This is a genomic window from Glaesserella parasuis (assembly GCF_017352235.1).
Classification (GTDB): domain Bacteria; phylum Pseudomonadota; class Gammaproteobacteria; order Enterobacterales; family Pasteurellaceae; genus Glaesserella; species Glaesserella parasuis.
Genome location: NZ_CP071487.1, coordinates 1,532,985 through 1,551,794, shown reverse-complemented (window position 1 = coordinate 1,551,794; position 18,810 = coordinate 1,532,985). Strand labels below are relative to the sequence as shown.

Annotated in this window: 24 protein-coding genes and 1 pseudogene; 1 reads left to right on the top strand and 24 read right to left on the bottom strand. The window is 41.9% G+C overall.

Going from position 1 to position 18,810, the window contains the following annotated elements:
- Window positions 1-125: 125 nt before the first annotated feature.
- The 11 genes and pseudogenes from J1G47_RS07890 to J1G47_RS07840 all read right to left on the bottom strand — a co-directional run bounded on the left by J1G47_RS07890 (window position 126) and on the right by J1G47_RS07840 (window position 10,686).
- Entirely contained in the window at window positions 126-605 is a 480-nt protein-coding gene (locus tag J1G47_RS07890; RefSeq protein WP_160403310.1) for an enoyl-CoA hydratase, read from the bottom strand.
- Window positions 598-1,164 (bottom strand): DUF4376 domain-containing protein, encoded by a 567-nt coding sequence (locus J1G47_RS07885; RefSeq protein ID WP_160416318.1) that lies wholly within the window; start codon window positions 1,162-1,164, stop codon window positions 598-600. The genes J1G47_RS07890 and J1G47_RS07885 overlap by 8 nt, the downstream gene beginning before the upstream one ends.
- Window positions 1,165-1,173: 9 nt before the next feature.
- Window positions 1,174-3,090, bottom strand: coding sequence for a tail fiber protein (locus tag J1G47_RS07880; protein WP_160416317.1), 1,917 nt, complete (start codon window positions 3,088-3,090; stop codon window positions 1,174-1,176).
- 23 nt (window positions 3,091-3,113) lie between these two features.
- Window positions 3,114-3,680, bottom strand: a pseudogene (locus J1G47_RS07875) (phage tail protein).
- Entirely contained in the window at window positions 3,673-4,788 is a 1,116-nt protein-coding gene (locus J1G47_RS07870) for a baseplate assembly protein (RefSeq protein WP_026917001.1), read from the bottom strand. Before J1G47_RS07870 ends, J1G47_RS07875 begins: the two are co-directional and overlap by 8 nt.
- Window positions 4,775-5,143: a GPW/gp25 family protein gene (locus J1G47_RS07865; protein WP_012621999.1), complete on the bottom strand. Its 369-nt coding sequence runs from the start codon at window positions 5,141-5,143 to the stop codon at window positions 4,775-4,777. The genes J1G47_RS07870 and J1G47_RS07865 overlap by 14 nt, the downstream gene beginning before the upstream one ends.
- Before the next feature lie 57 nt (window positions 5,144-5,200).
- Window positions 5,201-5,785 (bottom strand): phage baseplate assembly protein V, encoded by a 585-nt coding sequence (locus J1G47_RS07860; protein ID WP_012621998.1) that lies wholly within the window; start codon window positions 5,783-5,785, stop codon window positions 5,201-5,203.
- Window positions 5,786-5,799: 14 nt separating this feature from the next.
- Entirely contained in the window at window positions 5,800-6,852 is a 1,053-nt protein-coding gene (locus J1G47_RS07855) for a phage late control D family protein (RefSeq protein WP_012621997.1), read from the bottom strand.
- A 3-nt stretch (window positions 6,853-6,855) separates the two neighbouring features.
- Window positions 6,856-7,074: a tail protein X gene (locus J1G47_RS07850; protein WP_021110043.1), complete on the bottom strand. Its 219-nt coding sequence runs from the start codon at window positions 7,072-7,074 to the stop codon at window positions 6,856-6,858.
- Window positions 7,067-8,008: a phage tail protein gene (locus J1G47_RS07845; protein WP_160403312.1), complete on the bottom strand. Its 942-nt coding sequence runs from the start codon at window positions 8,006-8,008 to the stop codon at window positions 7,067-7,069. Before J1G47_RS07845 ends, J1G47_RS07850 begins: the two co-directional genes overlap by 8 nt.
- The gene (locus tag J1G47_RS07840) at window positions 8,008-10,686 is read right to left on the bottom strand and encodes a phage tail tape measure protein (protein WP_207326556.1); all 2,679 of its coding nucleotides are present in this window, start codon (window positions 10,684-10,686) and stop codon (window positions 8,008-8,010) included. Before J1G47_RS07840 ends, J1G47_RS07845 begins: the two co-directional genes overlap by 1 nt.
- A 43-nt stretch (window positions 10,687-10,729) precedes the next feature.
- Between J1G47_RS07840 and J1G47_RS07835 the strand changes: the two genes are divergently transcribed.
- Entirely contained in the window at window positions 10,730-11,014 is a 285-nt protein-coding gene (locus tag J1G47_RS07835; protein ID WP_012621993.1) for a hypothetical protein, read from the top strand.
- Here J1G47_RS07835 and J1G47_RS07830 read toward each other — a convergent pair.
- The 13 genes from J1G47_RS07830 to J1G47_RS07775 form a co-directional block, all read right to left on the bottom strand.
- The gene (locus J1G47_RS07830; RefSeq protein ID WP_012621992.1) at window positions 10,999-11,154 is read right to left on the bottom strand and encodes a GpE family phage tail protein; all 156 of its coding nucleotides are present in this window, start codon (window positions 11,152-11,154) and stop codon (window positions 10,999-11,001) included. The two genes, J1G47_RS07835 and J1G47_RS07830, sit on opposite strands and share 16 nt — an antisense overlap.
- The gene (locus tag J1G47_RS07825) at window positions 11,129-11,416 is read right to left on the bottom strand and encodes a phage tail assembly protein (RefSeq protein WP_012621991.1); all 288 of its coding nucleotides are present in this window, start codon (window positions 11,414-11,416) and stop codon (window positions 11,129-11,131) included. Before J1G47_RS07825 ends, J1G47_RS07830 begins: the two co-directional genes overlap by 26 nt.
- A 79-nt stretch (window positions 11,417-11,495) precedes the next feature.
- Window positions 11,496-11,756: a hypothetical protein gene (locus J1G47_RS07820; protein ID WP_012621990.1), complete on the bottom strand. Its 261-nt coding sequence runs from the start codon at window positions 11,754-11,756 to the stop codon at window positions 11,496-11,498.
- A 4-nt stretch (window positions 11,757-11,760) separates the two neighbouring features.
- On the bottom strand, window positions 11,761-12,042 hold the full coding sequence (locus J1G47_RS11895) for a hypothetical protein (protein ID WP_234924155.1): 282 nt from the start codon (window positions 12,040-12,042) through the stop codon (window positions 11,761-11,763).
- On the bottom strand, window positions 11,981-12,352 hold the full coding sequence (locus J1G47_RS11890; protein WP_234924154.1) for an antA/AntB antirepressor family protein: 372 nt from the start codon (window positions 12,350-12,352) through the stop codon (window positions 11,981-11,983). Before J1G47_RS11890 ends, J1G47_RS11895 begins: the two co-directional genes overlap by 62 nt.
- A 316-nt stretch (window positions 12,353-12,668) precedes the next feature.
- Window positions 12,669-13,187: a phage major tail tube protein gene (locus tag J1G47_RS07810; protein ID WP_012621988.1), complete on the bottom strand. Its 519-nt coding sequence runs from the start codon at window positions 13,185-13,187 to the stop codon at window positions 12,669-12,671.
- Window positions 13,187-14,581 carry a phage tail sheath family protein gene (locus tag J1G47_RS07805; RefSeq protein ID WP_207326555.1) on the bottom strand — a complete coding sequence of 465 codons (1,395 nt, stop codon included), beginning with the start codon at window positions 14,579-14,581 and terminating at the stop codon, window positions 13,187-13,189. Before J1G47_RS07805 ends, J1G47_RS07810 begins: the two co-directional genes overlap by 1 nt.
- Window positions 14,582-14,590: 9 nt before the next feature.
- Complete coding sequence (locus tag J1G47_RS07800; RefSeq protein ID WP_149350553.1) at window positions 14,591-15,091, bottom strand: Gp37 family protein; 501 nt, start codon at window positions 15,089-15,091, stop codon at window positions 14,591-14,593.
- On the bottom strand, window positions 15,091-15,528 hold the full coding sequence (locus J1G47_RS07795) for a DUF1320 domain-containing protein (RefSeq protein ID WP_012621985.1): 438 nt from the start codon (window positions 15,526-15,528) through the stop codon (window positions 15,091-15,093). The genes J1G47_RS07800 and J1G47_RS07795 overlap by 1 nt, the downstream gene beginning before the upstream one ends.
- A 2-nt stretch (window positions 15,529-15,530) precedes the next feature.
- Complete coding sequence (locus J1G47_RS07790; protein WP_012621984.1) at window positions 15,531-15,974, bottom strand: DUF7210 family protein; 444 nt, start codon at window positions 15,972-15,974, stop codon at window positions 15,531-15,533.
- Between the two features lie 66 nt (window positions 15,975-16,040).
- Window positions 16,041-16,982: a major capsid protein gene (locus tag J1G47_RS07785; RefSeq protein WP_012621983.1), complete on the bottom strand. Its 942-nt coding sequence runs from the start codon at window positions 16,980-16,982 to the stop codon at window positions 16,041-16,043.
- A 35-nt stretch (window positions 16,983-17,017) separates the two neighbouring features.
- Window positions 17,018-18,124 carry a hypothetical protein gene (locus tag J1G47_RS07780; protein WP_012621982.1) on the bottom strand — a complete coding sequence of 369 codons (1,107 nt, stop codon included), beginning with the start codon at window positions 18,122-18,124 and terminating at the stop codon, window positions 17,018-17,020.
- A 220-nt stretch (window positions 18,125-18,344) separates the two neighbouring features.
- Complete coding sequence (locus J1G47_RS07775) at window positions 18,345-18,800, bottom strand: phage virion morphogenesis protein (RefSeq protein WP_112062837.1); 456 nt, start codon at window positions 18,798-18,800, stop codon at window positions 18,345-18,347.
- Window positions 18,801-18,810 lie beyond the last annotated feature (10 nt).

Here is an 18,810-nt window from a genome sequence, read left to right as displayed (position 1 = left end):
GCCGTCCACACCTCCCCAGTCTAAATACACCGCACTCTTAAGAACATTCTTTTTTGCCCGATAAAAGGCAATGGGGCTTGTTTAAACATAGCCCGCCCCTTTACACTCATTTTGCTCTTTTTCCATTATCGCAACATCTCCTTTTTATTTAAAATCACAGCCAACTGATTCGGACTAAATCGCCAGCCCTGTTCGCTGTTAAAAATCGCATTAAAACACCATTCAGAGCAAAAGAACCGTTCTCCACGTTGCTTAAATCCAAGCACTACACCCAATGCTCCCCAAAGGTCATACTTTTTACCTTTGGTTATTTCAAAGTAAAATCTAATTTGAGCCTCTGTCACATTTGGTAGCTCAACCAAATCCCACTTAGAGCGGTCAGATACGTTGATAGTTTTGCAACGCACACCACCATCACGAGGGCTTGAGCTATAACACTCAAACCACTCTTCTTGGTGATAATGGTCGTAAATTCGACTTCTATGCATCGCAATTTCACAATGCGAGTATTGTCCTTTGGTTGCCTTTCTAATCAACCAATCTTCAAGCCGTTCACGCCAGTTTTTGGCATTGCCTTTGTAGAGTGCAAGGTAGATTTTATCCATTCGCAGCTCCTGCAAATTCCTCATAAGTCTGCGTCCACCCATCCGAATAATCATATTCAAGCGGATTTTCAGATTGTTCCACCATCGCCTTATGCTTCAAGGCATTGGCGTGATTGCCAGTCTTGGCTTCCATTAACACCTGCCAAATAACCAGTAGCTTCTCTTTGTTAATCATTGCCACCGAATTATCGGCGAACGTCCACGGAATTTCTTGGTCGCCGAATAGGTCAAACGTCGCTTTGACTGACAAGATATTGCGTTCGGCGGTGGCATCGGTATCAATCCACTTGTCAATCGCTGGCACATAAACACCGCCGTTGATTTTCTTATCTCGCAGGGCGTTGATGGCGTCACGAATTTTCTGGCGTTGTTCTTCAATAGGTATCGGCGGTGGCTCACTTAAAATCGGATTCCCTTCATCATCGGCAATAATTAGCTTGCCTTGAGCTTGCCCTTCAAGTAACAAGCGGTAGGTTTCTGCCGAAATTTCACAAGCGCCCTCTGGTACAAAGCCGCCGTGGCTGTCGTCATAAAAGCCGTTTTTGTAATAAAGTGTCATTGTATTCTCCTATTTCCAGCGACCAATACCTAAAAATTGCACTCGACAGTCACCTTGATTCTCACTGTTGTGTTCATATAATTTATAATAACAAACAGCATTGGTGCTTTTTCTCATAATAGCACTACCAACATCTCTGTTTATACCATAGGTATGCTCCACTTTAGGTATCACCATAGGTTTATCAGCAAAAGCGACAGCCCAAGTAAATTGCTTTTCTCCCCATTCTTTCAAATCATTTACATCATAAAAATAGGTTTGAATCATCATCCCATCAGGGTATTTACGAATTTCGAAGTTGCCGATTTTTTGATAGACAAAATCACTGAGATTGGCCAGCTCAATTACATTCCCCCAAGCATTAAGATTATTTGCAGTTTGGAAGCGTATTCTATCGCCCGAAATACCAATACGATTGCAAGCAAATGCTCCCGAGTTATCTGGCCAGCCTTTGTTAATCATCATCCAGCCATTGCCCGCACCATTCAAGTGAGATTTTTTAGATAGCCCCACGAAAGCTCCAAGCGGTAACTGCGCAGGCGTAGCATCTTGGAAAGATATTTGCCCATTAGCAATAGAACGCAAATCAATCTGTCGAACGGGAAGCAAATTTCCTTCGTCAAACACGAGGTGATTGCCTCGATAGATAGGTTTGTTCGATTCAACTCTATCGGACTTGAGGTGTATACCTGTGTTATACTGGTAGGATACCAGTGCAACATCGTTATCATTATTTCTGACTCGTCCAACAAACCAGTCATCAACGCCGTTGTTCTTTCCTCTGAGATACGAATTCGCGTGGTTAATATTCAATGGACCTGTCATTGTGTCGCCAGTTTTGGCAACATAGTTTTGACGTGCACTATTAAGCGCTTCTTCGGTTAAATCTTCGGGCGCTGGAGCCCAAGTCATAGCTCTATTGCCTTCGACAAGCATAGGATTTTGTAATTCTATAAGCCCTTCACCTGGATTAATGAATGAAATGTTTCTTATCGCACTGACGAAGGTAATCGATATTTTTTGCCATATGCCTGGAGTCAAATTTCTTGCATGAAAATTAACCCAGCTCTTCCCATTGTACAGATGGAGATAAAACGCAGTTCTTTCGGGTTTGACCTCAGCACTAAATGTATATTGCTTCTCAGGCAAATCAAAAGTTTGCCTCCAGCACCATTGTCTCGATGTATCTAAACTTTTTAAAACTGCGATTCCATTTCTAACATCCCTTCCACCAATTACATTCCAGTGGGTAGTGTCGTTTAATAGACGAGAATTTTTAATTAAATTCCGCCCCCCAATCTCAATCCCATCAATCTCATCTTTTAAGATTTTTCCCTGTGCTGCCGTCAACGCCTTTGTAGCATCATTGGTGGTTAAGTTATTGGCGAGTTGCACCAAGCCCTTTTGGGTTGGGCTGGCATCTTGAGCCGTGTATTTACTGTTAGCTAAATCATAAGCCGTTTTGACCGCTTGCGACGATGCCACCGTAGTTTGAGATGTTGAATTGACAGCGTTACTGATATCCGTTTTATTGACTTTTTGATTGAGTGCATTCGTTGTACTAAGTTGCAACTGTGCCACAGACTGAGCAATATATTTCCCTGCTTTTGCGGTTAATGCCAGTGACTCAGAGTCTAGTCCTGTGTCGTTGGTGAGTTGAACAAGTCCTTTGGTTGTGGTACTTGCGAGATCAATCTCGTGAGTATGCCCTGTACTGTCAGCGATGTTGCGAGTGGTTGCTGTCAGTTTTTTAGGCATCAGTTTTTGTCCTGCAGCTTCAAGGGCTTGTTTTAAATATAAGGTACGATTAGCAAGATGCTTAAGGGGCTTGTTAGTCACTCCTTTCACACCACCAAGCACAGGATCGTCTTCTTCAATTTGATAGACTTCTCTTTCCCATTTCGCTATTTCGTTTAAGCCTGCCATTTCTATTTTTGTCCTTTGTTGAATTAATTTGAACCGTGGTTATATTTGCCGTTATAACGAGCCTTACTGTTATACCTGATCGGTACAGATTTATAATCAAGTACTGCCAATAAACATCTTGCGGGAGCAAAATTTCTCAAAACCTTACGAATGTTTACTGCTTGATCATTAGTGACAGGTTCTCTTAAGCGAATAGCATAATGAGCCCAACGTTCATCTGCTGGTATATTGACGACCTTAGAATTTTCATAAATTCTGTCCTTGAGCCCTTCATCTATTTCAATTTCCCCAAAACCTAGCGAACGTAATACATCTCGAATTGCCTTAGGTGTGCCTTTTCTACGATGTAATTCAATCGCATTGCGAATTAGAGCCTGCTTAGAGTCGTTATCTTCTGCAATAAATTCACCGTCATAGCCTGTGACACTCTATTTCTCTGCCAACAGTGGAATAAATTCATCACCTAATAACTCCACAATCGTTGTCATAATTTGAGCGTGGTTTAAATGATCTAACTGATTGCTCAAATTCGCTAAAGCCACATATTTAGGGTCATTTACAATGATGTCGGGGTACACTAACTTAGCCATTACTGCGTTCCTCTTTTACTTCGATTCGCAATGCAGTACAGTTTGCCCATTCATTTTCAGCAATGATTGTTTTTGTCGGTGAAATTAAATTCACATCATATACGCCATCAACACGCAATACCGAAATAATGGCACTCGGTACAATATCCATACCGAGCTTTTTAGTTTTATCTGAAAGATATAACTGCATTGCATCACGAGCCTTGGTTTTCACAATATCTTCACGATAACCATCAAGTAAAATCAATTCTGCTTGAATTTGATAATCTCGTTTGGTCGGAGCAATCACTTCAACGGTATCGCACAATGGGCGTAGTTTCTCTGCACTAACATATTTTTTAATGTCGTTTAATAAACGTGTATCGGGTAAGCCTGTTTTAGTTAATACTGTGATACGAACAAGCCCACCTTTAGGGGTGGCAATATTGACATCGGCAATATCTTGCGACACCGCTCTAACATGGTAGTCATAAGCAGCAATAGAGCCACAAGAACTAAATGCTTCAGGTGCTGCAAGAATCCGCTTGCGGTAGTCATCGTCGTTTTCTTCAACTAAACCACCACTAGGTCTATCAATATTAGTGACTTCAAGTGTGGCGGTCGTATTAAGTGATGTTCTGAGATTTTTAATCCGACCAATTTCCCATTCATTACCAATCAGCCCTTTCTTATTACATTCTGCTTCAATTTCAACGTAAGAAATCAAAGGTGTAATCACATCATCATTTAGCGTAATAAAATACAGATCATCAGTAATAGCAACTTGAGTCCCTTTAGGAATTAAAATAGACGAGTGTTCACCTTGTACACTAAATCGCAGAACACAACGAGCCGATTTGTCTTTTAAGCGATGACAACCTAATGTTTCACCACACAAATCCAACGCAATCCCCGTTGCCGTTTGCGGAAAGGTTTGACGAAATGCTTCGTTAATCCCTTTACGCACCAACATTTCACGAAAGGCATAAACGTTGATAATCAAGCGTTCAATATGAGCAGGTTGTAATACTTTGCCTGTATCTTGTTCATATTTTGCGATAGTCTCAGCAAGAATCTGCTTAACATCTTCAGGCACAACGGTAATGTCATAACGACTATTTATTTCCATAATCAAACTCCGTTGCATAAATTTGACGTTCAATATCTTCAGCAACGCACCATTTCACATTAAAGAAAAAATGCGGTGCTTCACCACTAATTTGCACTTCTTGTACTACCACTCGTTTTTCCCATTTATCAATCGCCACAAAAATTTCCCGAACCATATTTGGCACGGCAATATCGAAGGGTTGATCAATATATTCAAAATGATTTGAGCCAAAGTCAGGGCGTAATACATCGCTCCCTTTACGAGTAGAAAGGATGTTAATAATGCACTGGTGTAAATCATCTTCCCCCTGAATGCTCTCAACGCCTTCAGGGGCAATTTGCCAATGTGTATGTTGAAGTGTATGTGTATTCATAGCCGTGAGTGTAACGGCTATGATGAAGATGGGCTTTTAAACTACTTTAAAGATTGACTAGGCTTTAGGGGTGCCTGATGTTTTATTACCACTTTCCACCCCAGTATGCACGTGAGAACCGAGCGAAACAGTGCCTTGTTTTACACTTGGCGCAGAGACTTCGGTCGCAGAGGTAATTGCACCCGTGGCGTGTAAACTGCCATTAACAACCGTATCACCGTTGATTTCAGTCGGGGCATTCACCACTGCCTGAGCAGCGGTGACGGTGACTGTACCGCTGGTTTTAACAATCACATTGCCAGAGCTTCGGTCGTGAGAAATTTCCGTGCCATTTTTGAATTTATGTAACCAGATTTCACTATCTGTAACAGGTGTTGGATCTTCACTATTATAAATCGCCCCAAGAACATACCCACCTTCGCCCCTTGCATCTAAAATCATCGCCACCAATTCACCCACGTCTGGCAACCCGTAAAACTGATTACCGCCTGCATTGATGGTAAAAAATGGCAACCACGCAGTTTCAAAATCTTCCAACGTTGGAATTTTGACTTTGACACGGTGATTTTTAGGATCGACTTGACTCACAAAACCTTCTTGATAAGTTGCCCCAAAGTTATGGGTAACGACAGCTTTCTTCATTTGCAAAATTCCTGTTAAATCAGACCGCTTGCGGTCGGTAAATCTTCAATAAATTCCAACATTCGAACATCAAGATCGGTTACATAGCCCTGATTTTTGGTGTAGCTATGACGAGCGGATTTAATTAAATATTTGCCACTAAACATTCCAAAGCCTGTCAATAACACTGTATTACCTGCGACTAACTTAGGATTGCCAATCACCTGAATATTACCTGCTTGTTGGTCATCATTCTGTTCAGCAAGAGCAGCATCTGCACGAGCTTTTATCTGCTCTTGGCTTTCACCACGAGTCACAATTTTCAAGGTATCTGCATTACTGGCTTTAGATTGCTTTTTCGTGGGGCGTTTAGGCTTACTGCTTTTTTCAGATTTCACCGTTTTTTTACTATCTGCATTCAATCCCACCGCTTCAACCTTTTGCACTGCATCTTTAATACGATCTCGAAGCCGTAGCGACAGCACTTGCGAAAAATCCAATACTGTCACAGGTGGACGATTTTCAAGGCTCTCCATTGTGGTGAACACTAAGGTTTTACCCACAATCTTAAAACTGTGATGGTATTCGTGGGCAAGGCGAGTTAAAAACTCGACATCTCGTTCCTGATACTGCGTAACCCGTTTTATTGGGATATGGGCGACTGTTCCCGTAACATTGAGTTTCAAATTTTTTGCAACTTTTCGCACAATGTCCGCAAGGGTGGTATTCTCATAGGCTCTTGGCTTTAATGTACGGTTAGATTTACTAATCCCTGTTGCCAAGGCTCGTAGAGTCACCACCGAACCACTGCCTTTGACTTTTGACCAATCAATTTCGTCTAACTCGAACGAACCTAAATCGACTAACGACTCGCCCAAATACCCTAAATGCAGTTTCAGTTCGTCGCCTTGAGTCGGAAACCAAGAGCCAATCCATTTCTGCTCAATATCTTCAAAGGTGACTTGTAGCTCATCAGATTGGTCACTTAAATAATCCGTATAAGTTAGACTAATCAAATGGGGCTTGATGTTATGTGTAATGACCGTTTTGCCGTAAAACAGCTCAAAGGTAGGCGTTTGTACTTGCATTGCTTACTCCTGCATCCAAGGTGGAAGATCTGCCTGTGACGTGGCTTTGACCGCAATCACAGGCACAAACAATGTCTGTCCCATCGGTAATACTTCACAAAACGGAATATGGGGATTGGCATCGATTAAACGGCTTATTTCACCCACATCGCCGTAATAGCGATAAGCAAGTAAATCCCAGCGTTCACCTGCCTTAATTTGATGTTCGATTACGCTACCCATCAACATTCTCCTTCAGCTGTGGCGTATCACTGCGTAAAGCAATCCAAGCGGTTAGATGTGCCGCAGGTTTTGCTATTGATTGAGCAATTTCATCAGCTTCATCAATCGCCTTCACACCCTGATCAAACCACGCCCCCAAATTATTCTGCCCCAAACCTCGACTAAATTCAGTTTGAGCGGTACGCAAGGTTTCACTCAGTTCAGCCAAGCCATTTAAAAACGGCATAGCCCCTGTTATCCCTTGTGTAAGTATGCCAAAGCTATGACCAAGCCCCACCATCTCAGCCAAATCTTGAGTAGATGCACCTAAGCTACCCAATAAAGTAGGCAGTTGTGTTAAGGCTTCTAAAGGGTTATGGGCTAAAGCACGCACAACGGCTACTCTATTGCGGACATCATCAATCGCCTGCCGTGCTTGGCGATATACTTGCACCCCTTTATTGACTAACTGAGCCGTTTTACTGACAAATTGAGTCAGCTCTTTCGGCAAAATAGACGCAAGGGGAGATAATCCACCAATCGACAACGCAGAACCCAACAAGCCCTGACTGGTATTGCCAACAAATTCACGCAAGCTCACAGACACTTCACGGGCAAGGGCGTTGCCTTTGGCATCACTGAATAGGACAGAGCTACTCAAATCTGTAATCACAAAATGCCCTTTGAACCGTGAAAAACCTAATACAAGGGCAAGAGCTTCCTGTTTCTCTTTTGCAGTAACTAACGCTTGATAGCGTTGCTCCACTGGGGCAAGTTGATGATGTAACTTCAGTTGCAAGGTAATATCGGTAAGATTATCGCCCATTGCCTGAAGTTTCGGCTTACCCGATAACACAGCGTGTTCTGCAAAGGTTGCCGAACGACGCTCATCAAAGGCTGATGGGGCATTTAATAAATCAAAGGCAATATTGCCAAGTAATGCGTAATTTGCCATTAGTAAGCTCTCCGTCCAAATTGGTCGTTTACTCGATTAAGCAGTTGCTCCAAGCCGTATAACATTGCAGGGTCATTTAACGCTTGCAATAACTGTTCTTTTAAATCAGGGGCAGGGGCTGAACCTGAGATCGTGATATTAGGGCTAAAATGCACCGTAATCCCTTGATTATGGGTTGTTGCTGTATTGGAGACTTCATTTCTGTTTAAGGGTTGATAATCCGCAAACAAACCGCCGTCTTTTGCTTGGGGATTAAAGGACGGCGTGCGTAAATCCGTAGGTTGATTTAAGCCCAATAGATTGCCGACCATATTCGCCCCGAATTGAATATCGTCCCATAAACTACCAAAGAAGCCTTTTTCCTTGATTAAGGTTGGTTTAAATATCGTTTCAACCGTATTTAAAACAGGCTCAAATGTCACCGCATTGGAAAGATGTTGACTGGCTTCAGTCGCAAGGGGTTGAGCCTTATCCATACCAATCACTAAGCCTTCCACTACATTGACACCGTAGCCTTTAAATACACGGCTAGGGGAATGGATCCCTAATTTTTCTGCAAACCAACCTTTAATACCATTGCCTAATTCACTAACTTTTTCTTTAGCTAAATTCCACGCATTGCTGATACCATTGACTAAACCGTCAATGATGTTTTTACCAAAATTGCTAAATTTTGCAGGTAAATCAATCCCAAACCAATTTAATACTGAAGTAAAAATCGTAGTGAATAGAGCTAGAGGATTAAAAGAAAGGATAATGTTACCAAGAGCAGAAAAGTTACCACTAAATAAACTCTTGAGATTTTCCCATAAGCCTGAAAACCAGTTACTTATCCCACCCCATACAGACGACCAAATTCCTGAAATACCATTCCAAAGATTACTGACAAACTGACTGAAATTATCAAAATAAGGCTTAATAGTTGTCCATAGATTAAGGAAAAAACCTTTAATGGGTTCCCAATACTGATAAATAAAAAGGGCAGCAGTTGCAATTCCCATTACTGCTAGTCCTATAGGGTTAGTTAATAGAGCTCTAGATAACCAAACTACTGCTGTTTTTGCTTTAGCAAAGGCTGTTCCCAACATAGATACTGATGTGGCAGCACCACCGAAACGAGCTAATCTAATCATATTGAAGACTGAATTTACTTTTGCACCAAACACAGCAATCGCTTTAAATGGGCTCATAAATAGATTAAACCCATAAGTAGCAGCAAGTATTCCCATTTTGATACCAACAAAACCACCAACAATACCAATACTTGTTTTAATAAGTCCTTTATTTTTCTCAATCCAAGGAGTTAAGGTATTTTCAATAAATGCTTGAGCAACATTGGCAAACTCTTTAATATCTTGAGCAAAGGCTGAACCAAAAGTACCAACAGCACTTTCCCAAACACCACCTAATTGTTCTAAAGCAGCTCCCAGTGTCGCTGTTTTCTGGTTAATACGCTCTTGAAGGCTTGCTTGCTCTCGCATTTTTGTGAGCATTTCTTCCAGACCTTTTTTACCTTTTTGAGCAAGAATATCTGCAAGTCGCCCACCTTCAATACCAAAAAGCTCATTAGCTACTAAATCAACGCCCTTATCTCCATACTTCGCTCGGATTTTTTCAAATTTCTCCATTTCAGAGAGCATACCTTCAATGCCTTTGAATTTACCCTTCTTATCCCAAAAGTTAAATTCAATCCCAACGGAATCAAGCATTTCTCTTGCCTCTGCTTTCATTCCCTTTTTGGCTTGACGTAACATCTCAGGACCTTTATTCATTCGGGTTAGCATCATATTAAACCCAGTTTCAAATGTAGAACCTTCTAGCCCCCTTTGTCCTGCTAGGGCTTCTATTGCAAGCACTTTTTCCGTATTATCTGCCCCAGTTAATCCTAGAGAGTTTAGTTTAGGGGCATAATATTTCATTGATTCATACATTTGTTCTTTGCTTAAACCACCAGCAAACATAGCTCGCTGTAAATAGTCGGCTGCAGAACCAAGTTCATTTTCTTTTAATCCGTGTGATTCAATAAATTTTGCAAGAAATTCACCTCCAGCAAACTGATCCATATCTAATAGCACGTTAAGTTCTGCAGAAGTTTTTAGAGCCCCACCTAACAAAACTTGGTCAGAGATCCCTTGTTTTTTCAATGCTTGAGCTAGGTTATAAAAATCTTTTCTTGTCCCTGGCAAATCTCGCCCCAAATCGCCAGCAATTTTGCTTATTTCATTAAACTGACCAAATGTCCCGTCTGCTTTCATCATTGCAATTTTAAGATTATTTTGTGACTCTTCTTGGTCAATATATGTCTTAATAGATGACCAAACAGGCATCCCCATTGCCATAGCGTGAGCACCAGTTTCAAAAAATTGTCCTCTAATTTCTTGACGTTTTTCAGAGTGTTTTTTTTGAGCTGAAAGAGCTTGATTTAATTTAATCTGGCTCTTTTCTGCTTTTTTAATTGCTTCACCCAGTTGGTCATAGCGTTTTTTTAATGTGCCAACATCGCGACTTGAATCAGAAAATGCTCGACTTATTGTTCTTCCTAACCGCTGTTGTTGTCTTTCTGCAATACTAATTCGAGTGTTTAAATTGGTGATATGTTTGGTTACTTCTCCGAAAGCTGAACCCACACCTCGAAGAGTAGCTCCAATTACTAAACCTATTGCTAATTCATTTGCCATTTCAGTTATCCTGTGTAAAAATTGGACTTAAATAGGAGGAAGTATGAAAACATTTGAAAATGTGACAAAAGCCGTTATTGCGGTAGGAATGATTGCATTTACAGGTTGGATTATCATTTCACTTTATATTCCAGCGCTTTCTTACCTACATAGCGATATGGGATTGCTCGCTTTGATATTGGGTTTTGTCGTTGCAACGCTTTTTACAGTGCTAGTTTGGGGATTCGTTGGTATGGGCTTCTCTTATATTCTAACAGCATTTGGGGTTATCCTAGGAGCAATCATAGAGGGTATTTCTACCCTCATTGAGCATCATAAACGGGTATAACCTGCTTTCTTTTGACGGTTGGCTTGTTTTAGCCAATCGTTCACTTCAGTAATTTTCATTCTGTCTAAATCATTAAGATTTAACCCAAACCACCAAACCAAATCAGCAAGAATGCTATTCAGTGTTTCCGTCTGAACCATCTTCCCCGAAAAGAAATTTTTGTACTTTGACGTAGTCCTTCCATTTCATTTTATCCATATCTTCGACTACTAAATTACAACAACGAGCAGCAACAATCGTTTCACGATCTACATTATTGTTTCCTTGCTGAGCTGCAATACGAAAATCTCGTACTTCAGGTTCACGCAATTCTAGTGTTTCAATCGTTGAACCATCGGATAACATTAATGGGCGTGAGAGCGTGATTTTACCGTCCGATAAAACTTCTACTTTTTTTGACATAAAAAACTCCTTAGTGGGTTATTGTTTAACTTCACTAAGGAGTTTACGGTTTTTAGCTATGGGTTGATTTTAAACTACTTTAAAGATTTCCTCTAGCCACCTCAATATCAAACAAGATCTGCTCAATATTCTCTTTGGCACTCATCAAATCACCAATCTTGCTTTCAAATAGATTGGCAAGCATTTCCAAATCACTCATTACATCCATCTTTTCAACATTCGCCGTGCGTTCATATTCGGCACTTTGCCAACGAAGAATACTCGGTAAAATCTGGATATGTTGTAAGCTGTCGCAAAGTTTATCTGCGTGGAGTTGCAATAAAGCTTGTGGATTAGTCATTTTCCTACTCTCCCTTTAATGCACGTTGTTTGATAATCGTGGTACGCACGGCAGATTCGGAGCGTCCGGTTTGCTTCATAATATCCGGCACTAAATAACCTTGGGCGTGTAGCTCAAGGATGTGTTGTTTTTCTTTGGCATTCAGCTTGCGACCATAGCGGACAGGCGGTGCAGTTTCTATATCACCTACCAACCTTTCCAGCAAGGCGATGTATTTATCTTTACTAATCTGAATATAGTCTGACTGTGCAGTTGGGGCAGGTAAGGCAGTTTGGCGGGCTTGCAATGCTTTTTTTTTCCATTTGGATAAAATAACGGCGGGCTTTTTGACCGAGCTCGGAACGCTCAAGCATGCAAAGTTCTTTTGCCATATCGAGGGTTATATGGTATTCAACTGCTGGCCTTCCGAACAAGCCTTTACTTTTCCCCAAAATTGGGGAAAAGTCCAAACCTTCTTGAAAACCGTAATTTGTAATACGATCTTTGATCCAAGTTGAAAAGTCCTTACCTATTTGTAGGCGAGTATGTAGCTCACGAGCGTTTACGAGAATTGAGGGTTGATTAGCGATTACGCCTTGAAAGGTTGTAATTGGCATATGGTATTCCTTCTGAAAGAAGCCCTATTTTGAGTAGGGTGGTCGGCGGCTCAAAACTGTACCATAAACAGCGGAGTTATTCCCTTGCGGTGTTATATTCCTCGCACCGCCGACCATTGATAAATTAAGTTGTGATTTCACCTAAGGGGCATTCTGGTAATCGAGTTACTCTGATGCTCAAAATTTAGGTAAAAAAATAGCACGAATTACGGTGTGCAGCCGTATGGTAAAATGCTTTTTGAGAGCAGTTGCAAGTCTAGCCTAAAAACCGACCGCTTGCAACTGTTTTTTTGCAATTTATTTTCACTATGTGAAATTAACTGCCGATATTGCTACGGTATTTCTGCAAAATATCTTGCCCTGCAACATTATATTTATTGCTGTAGGCATCGTAGTACAGCACTTCTTTACCATCAATGGTTGCCTTAATACTATGTGCTTTATAAGTCATCGCATATTCTGCAGCTTCATTTTGTTTGTATTCGCCGTTGCCAATTTTACTGAAGCTGCCGTTAATGATAACAACTAACGGTACTTCAGCAACTCTACCTGTGGCATTGAATACCCGTACATTGCCACGCACCATCAACTGTGCAGTTTTGAACGGATTCAGGGCGATAGCCATTGCTTCAGGATAGTAGCCGTCCCAGACAATTTCACCTTCAAGGGCTTCCACCCCTGACGGTAAATTGATTGTGCCGACTAAACCTAAATTTTTATGCTCAACCATCACAGGGTTAAACTCTGGCAATTTAACGCTTTTGGCTTTACCGATAAAACTCACGCCATTGAGATAGACGTTGGCATTATCAACTTGATGAATAATTGCACTCATTAATTACCTCCACGACTGGTTAAATTAATTAAGAACTCACGAGTCACTTCAGACGTATTCGTGATGCGTTCCGCTGGGATTTTTGGTGTGAACTTATATTTAATCGGCACGTTGCCTTTACTAAAGGCATCAACCAAATCCGCATCAGGATCAAGCCAGACTTCAAAACCAACAATAGAACGTAATGTACCCATATAGGTTTCAATCGTACCTAACAATGAATCTAGCAAGGCATCATCAATCGGCAAGTCAATAAATTGCAACTCTACACGACGAAGAGATTCATCAATTAAGTCTGCAGTACGTTGTACCACTTCAAAATTGACAATATGGGTTTCCGTTGGATAATTAGCTAGGCGGTTACCCCACAAGCGGAAGCCTGTGCCATAGCTGTTAAATACCGTCGTAATTCCCACCGCATTCAAGCGGTTGGTTTCTGATTGAATATCATCAACACGAGCGGTCAGCGGAATTTCAACCCCAATCACGCCTTTTAATTGACGGTTAGATGTTGAGAACCAATAGCCGAAATCAACGTCCGTTCGCATACGCAAACCTGCAGCGTGGGTCGCAAGGCTTTCAAGGGTATTACGCTCACCCACAACGTGTGGGAAGAATAAATGTGTACGGTCACTTGAAGTCTTGAAGTTAATTTGCCCTTCCGTGCCACGTCCTGCTAAGGCTTTTGCAAGGGTTGTGCCTTGTGGAGCTTGGATATAAGCAATCGCATTGAGTTGGCTTGCTAGGGTTTCTAGTGCCGTTGCCATTGTTGCTTGAGTGTCGTAGTGTGGGCAGAGTAAAATCTTGGCATCACTACCAAACAAGTTAAAACCAGCACGCAACATTTCAAAGCCTGTACGTTTGCCTGTGCCTGTATCAATCGCACCTTTAATATCCGCTTCCGTGACTTTAGTTGGGTCTGCATAGGTATAAGTCGCAGTCACATTTTCTAACATACGATGAAACTTGATTTCACCTGTCAATAAATCGGCGGTGTAATCTTGCCCACTTGTCAGCGAGCCTGAACTATGACTAAGACTTAATTCAATCACTCCAGCGTATGCTAAGGTTGCGGTTAGGCGGTCTTTATCTAAGGTTAAATTTTCACTTGAAACCGTCGTGCGGTGTTTAGCTGGGTCTAGCACATTGACCACATAAACTTGCCCTGCTTGATAACGGCTAATAATATCTAAGGCATCTGGCAAGGTATAGCCACGATCTAACACATTGCCGAATTGTGCAAAATCCTTTTTGGTCATACACAATTTCAGCTCATTCACTGCACCAACAGCGGCAGTGCCGACGATACCGATAATAGCACCATCGACGGTATGAACAGGTACAGAACCGCCTTTAACTCGTTTGGTTTCTGTACCATGATGGAATTGAGACATAATATTCTCCTATGATTTGGGTTTTAAACGGACATCAAGGGGCTGATGCTCTTGTCTAGCAATAAACGTGGTTAATTTCGGCTCTAAATCGACCGCTTGTAGCCGTTGAATTTGCAACGTTTCTGTGGCTAAAACCAGCTGGTAAATCCACACACCGCTGTCTTGCTCATCAAACTGTTCTTCAACTAGCCAGCTTGGCGTACAGTCTATCGGTTGAAAGCCAACTACGGAAAGCCGTAACTCATCTAAAAACTGCAAAGCACCAAAGTCGTTATGCAAGTTGCGACTTAACACCGTAAAGACAATATGCACCTTGCGAGTTTGCGTAATCACCGACGTAGAGCGTGGCTCGCTAAATTTTGACCCAGCATAACTAATCAATACCGCACCGTTTGGGTGCGACAGAAAATAATGGCTAGGGTCATCAGGCATTAGCTGAATATCCCAATCGGGAAACTGCGTTTTCAAGCGAGTTTCAAACTCGGTCAAAATCGGCAAGGTGGCAGACATTAGTAACCCCCTGTATCTATTTGCTGTTTGGCTCGCACCGCATATTCGCCCACGTCAGGCAATAAATCGCCTGTTTCACTCACATCTTCTGTATTGGCTAAACCAAGATGTAACGTACCTTTAGCAATGGCATCTAGCTCTTTAATCACTTGAGCGTAGGTGTCTTTCACCGTTTCAGGCATTTTCATTTCTGCACGGCGAGCGTAAAGCCAGTGACGAGCAAGGTACAAGGCGTGCGAGTTAATCATTGTTGGCACTTGAGTAAGGGGTAAGGCATAACGGCTACGCAGTGATGCATCAATACGTTCACAAGCCGTTTGAATTGCCTGTTCCACCACAGCCATATTCACTTCAGTCGCTCTGTGGTCGTCATTACTGAGTTGAACTAAGATCTGCTTACTAAAAGAGCCAATTAACTCATCAGCGGTGATGTACATTGCTAAGCCTCTTTCGTTTTAGCTGATTTTGGCTTTTCTGCTTTACAAGCGGTCAATTCTGCAGAAAGCGTTGCAATTTCGCTCTCTTTCTCAGCTAATTGAGCTTCGAGTTCTTTGATACGAGCTTCAGCTTCTTCTGCTCGTAAACCATTTTCACTGGCTAAGGCTTCCGCTTTGGTATGGGCTTCTTGAGCCTCGGCTAAAGCGGTTTGCAATGCTTGTTTTTCTGCTTGAGCTTCTTCGGCAAGAGATTTTGCTTTAGCTTCAGCTTCTGCTTGAGCCTCTTGACGAGCTTTAATCGCTTCGTCTTTTGGCTGTAAATAAAGAGAGTTTTGATGATACTCTTGCTCGGTGACTTCAATTTCATCCCCGATTTGATAATGTTTACCGTTATGGATAATGGCTGATCCAACTACAATAGCGACAATCATTTGACGTTCTCTCATATCGTTTCCTTTTCAGTATGTGTAACAATGTTTCATTTCCCCCTTTGAAAAAAGGGGGTAAGGGGGCTAGACTGCTGATTTAATTAAGAAGCCTGAACTTGGCATTAAAACGTGTTCTTTGTGAATATCAGTACAACGCACGTTATAGACTTTGCCTCCAACTTCGTCATATTTATCTACCACAAGTGAACCTTGACGGCGGAAGGTATAACCAAATGAAGGCTGATACATTGCGTGAGAGCCATCTGCACGAGCTTTCGGCACATACGCCATCACAATATCATTTGCCCAAATGGATGTCGGCTCGGCATCGAGTGTGGCACGGTAAGTAGCACGACCTACACTGACTTCTAACTCTTGACCTTCATCTTTCAACATTTCCGCAAAAAGTTGTGGTGTTAATCGCTGAATACCACGACGTTTCAAAATTTCAACAATTTTGTCGTGTTTGCGTAGTACAGCCCAAACATTAGAAGGGATCACAATTTGGTTTACTGTAACACCCGCTTGTTTACGCACTTTTTCAAACGCATCATCAAATACGCCGAAAATATCCGAGGTTGTGTCGCTGAATTGGCTTGTACCAGATAACACAATTTTGTTGTTTGAACCGTAAATTGCTTCATTGCTGACTAAGGCGTGAACACGCTTTTCGTGATTTAACATCATTTTTTCACGCACCACAGAAATCGCATATTGCTCATAAGCGAAGTCAGCTTCTTTGCCCTCACGATAGTCAATCGGGTGAGCAAGGTCGTGTTCGACTAACTCAATGGTTTTTTGAGTTACTTTGACTGGGGTAATTTTGTTACTTGCTGCGTGTAATTCACGTTCATCTTCTTCCGCCACAAAGGCTTCATTGCCAAATTGCGGCAAGCGTGCGCCTTCTTTCGGCACTTCAGCAATCGGCAATAATTTTTCGCCAACAAAGGCGGCATTTTTGTAGCCCAACGCAAATTGGGTTAAGACAGGATCTGTCAGGCGAGTATGTACTTTTTGTCCACTCATTTTATTTTCCTCTTGGTTATTTAATTTTGCTTACGCTACATCACCGCACTAATTGCCGTGGCGTAATCCACACTGTGTTGCTTCATATACGCACGAGCTTTGAGGTCTAACTCAACACGAGCAGGGTCGTCCGTTTCAGCATAATTCACTACATTAGGCTCGGTTTCAGCGGCTTTCTCTTTCGTCGCCACTTCACCAAACTGCACAATTTGCGGTTGGGCTTCTAAGAACTTTTTGGTTAAGCTGTGAATAGATTCCCCTTCGTTAAAATTGACGACTTGACCGCTTGCCATCGTTGCCGAGCAGTTAAGCAAGGCAAGAGCAGCGTCTTTTGCAACAGGGGCAAGTTTGCCTTGAGTGACTAAGTTTTCACAAAAGGACGCATTGTCCTCCTTGGTTGCTTCCAGTTTTTCGGCGACTTTCTCTGCTTCAGCTTGAGCTTTTTCGGCTTTTAGCTGGGCATTTTCGGCTTGCATTGCTGCAATTTCTTCGGGTGTCATTGACATTTGACGTTCTCCTTTAGGTTTCTTTGGTTCATTAAAAATAGGGTTAGGCTCAGGGACTTGATAAATGCGTTTCATACCTTCACGCACGGCATCTTCTTGAATGCTGGATACCAAATAATCAGGCAGGACTTGATCTGCTTCGTCCTGACCGTGCTTGCCAATAATCCAATCACGCAAACGTCGCCATAGAGATGCTTCCGCCCAGTCTGAAAAATCCACTACACCTTCTTCGCCTTCGGCAAAAACAGGGTTACGAAGTCCTTTTACTGCAGGTGGCATCGCCCCTAAAAAACCAACGTGGCGTAAATAGAGCGAGCCTTGTTTAGGATTATTCGGACTATTGGCGAGATAGAATGAAGCAGACACTTTTTTAAACCGCCCCTTATCCACCATCTCGGCAAATTCAGGATCGATTTGGTCAAGTTCCGCTTTGAGAATATCGCCTTCCAGTTCCAGACGTTTTACCCACGCATACGCAGGGCGGTTATGTTCAGGGTGACCAATCACCGCAGGGGCTTCGTGAAATTCCACGTTATAGCTTTCTACGGCTTGTTTTAGGTCGGCAACAGTAATAGTGACTTCTGTGCCATTGGCATCTTTACGAGTGCCAGCTTTGAAAATTTCGATTAGATTCATAATGCCTCCGTTTCGATAAGCATTATGAAAAAAGAGCGTGTTTTCGGCTTTTAAACTAGTTTAAGGAATGCAAAAATAAAATAGACAAGTAAGAGAAGTGTAATATGCGATTTAAGGCGTTTACAGGTGTTTATAAACGCCTTGAATTTGTATCGAGCTATCATTTATTGAAAAAAGAATAAAACGCTAAATCGGGCGTTTTAGGCGTTATTTTTGAAATTTAGCTATGACCAATCACATTTCGTAAAAAATGTTCAGTTTTTGCCAGCAAGTAGCCTTCATTTTTCTTACTTACGCCAAGCCAAGGGCGAGCAGGAATACCTGAACCTTTGCCACTGGCTTTATTACTGCCAAAGTGATGTAAGCGAGCATACTTGCGATCACTTCCAAAGGTTACGCCTTCATTAGTCGCTTGAAAGCGGAGTAAATTTTTCAAATAGCCATCGTGAATTAAAATTTTATCGGCATTCTTTCGTTTTTTAGCCTGATATTTTGCCGATAATGGTGTCCACTTTTCTCCATCAGGTGAAGCCTGTTCTTTCTCAAAACGGTCTTTGTGAATTGAACGTAACGTTTTACCTAATACCCCAAAGAGCTTTTTACCCTGTTGCAAGTTTTGGGCTGTACGGTGTAAGCCTCTGAGAGCTTGGTCAGCATCGAGTTTAATATGGATCATTATTGTTCCT

Coding starts and splice junctions, on each gene's coding strand:
- J1G47_RS07890 (WP_160403310.1), bottom strand. CDS start 605: ATGGATAAAATCTACCTTGCACTCTACAAAGGCAATGCCAAAAACTGG.
- J1G47_RS07885 (WP_160416318.1), bottom strand. CDS start 1,164: ATGACACTTTATTACAAAAACGGCTTTTATGACGACAGCCACGGCGGC.
- J1G47_RS07880 (WP_160416317.1), bottom strand. CDS start 3,090: ATGGCAGGCTTAAACGAAATAGCGAAATGGGAAAGAGAAGTCTATCAA.
- J1G47_RS07870 (WP_026917001.1), bottom strand. CDS start 4,788: ATGGAAATAAATAGTCGTTATGACATTACCGTTGTGCCTGAAGATGTT.
- J1G47_RS07865 (WP_012621999.1), bottom strand. CDS start 5,143: ATGAATACACATACACTTCAACATACACATTGGCAAATTGCCCCTGAA.
- J1G47_RS07860 (WP_012621998.1), bottom strand. CDS start 5,785: ATGAAGAAAGCTGTCGTTACCCATAACTTTGGGGCAACTTATCAAGAA.
- J1G47_RS07855 (WP_012621997.1), bottom strand. CDS start 6,852: ATGCAAGTACAAACGCCTACCTTTGAGCTGTTTTACGGCAAAACGGTC.
- J1G47_RS07850 (WP_021110043.1), bottom strand. CDS start 7,074: ATGGGTAGCGTAATCGAACATCAAATTAAGGCAGGTGAACGCTGGGAT.
- J1G47_RS07845 (WP_160403312.1), bottom strand. CDS start 8,008: ATGGCAAATTACGCATTACTTGGCAATATTGCCTTTGATTTATTAAAT.
- J1G47_RS07840 (WP_207326556.1), bottom strand. CDS start 10,686: ATGGCAAATGAATTAGCAATAGGTTTAGTAATTGGAGCTACTCTTCGA.
- J1G47_RS07835 (WP_012621993.1), top strand. CDS start 10,730: ATGAAAACATTTGAAAATGTGACAAAAGCCGTTATTGCGGTAGGAATG.
- J1G47_RS07830 (WP_012621992.1), bottom strand. CDS start 11,154: ATGGTTCAGACGGAAACACTGAATAGCATTCTTGCTGATTTGGTTTGG.
- J1G47_RS07825 (WP_012621991.1), bottom strand. CDS start 11,416: ATGTCAAAAAAAGTAGAAGTTTTATCGGACGGTAAAATCACGCTCTCA.
- J1G47_RS07820 (WP_012621990.1), bottom strand. CDS start 11,756: ATGACTAATCCACAAGCTTTATTGCAACTCCACGCAGATAAACTTTGC.
- J1G47_RS11890 (WP_234924154.1), bottom strand. CDS start 12,352: ATGCCAATTACAACCTTTCAAGGCGTAATCGCTAATCAACCCTCAATT.
- J1G47_RS07810 (WP_012621988.1), bottom strand. CDS start 13,187: ATGAGTGCAATTATTCATCAAGTTGATAATGCCAACGTCTATCTCAAT.
- J1G47_RS07805 (WP_207326555.1), bottom strand. CDS start 14,581: ATGTCTCAATTCCATCATGGTACAGAAACCAAACGAGTTAAAGGCGGT.
- J1G47_RS07800 (WP_149350553.1), bottom strand. CDS start 15,091: ATGTCTGCCACCTTGCCGATTTTGACCGAGTTTGAAACTCGCTTGAAA.
- J1G47_RS07795 (WP_012621985.1), bottom strand. CDS start 15,528: ATGTACATCACCGCTGATGAGTTAATTGGCTCTTTTAGTAAGCAGATC.
- J1G47_RS07790 (WP_012621984.1), bottom strand. CDS start 15,974: ATGAGAGAACGTCAAATGATTGTCGCTATTGTAGTTGGATCAGCCATT.
- J1G47_RS07785 (WP_012621983.1), bottom strand. CDS start 16,982: ATGAGTGGACAAAAAGTACATACTCGCCTGACAGATCCTGTCTTAACC.
- J1G47_RS07780 (WP_012621982.1), bottom strand. CDS start 18,124: ATGAATCTAATCGAAATTTTCAAAGCTGGCACTCGTAAAGATGCCAAT.
- J1G47_RS07775 (WP_112062837.1), bottom strand. CDS start 18,800: ATGATCCATATTAAACTCGATGCTGACCAAGCTCTCAGAGGCTTACAC.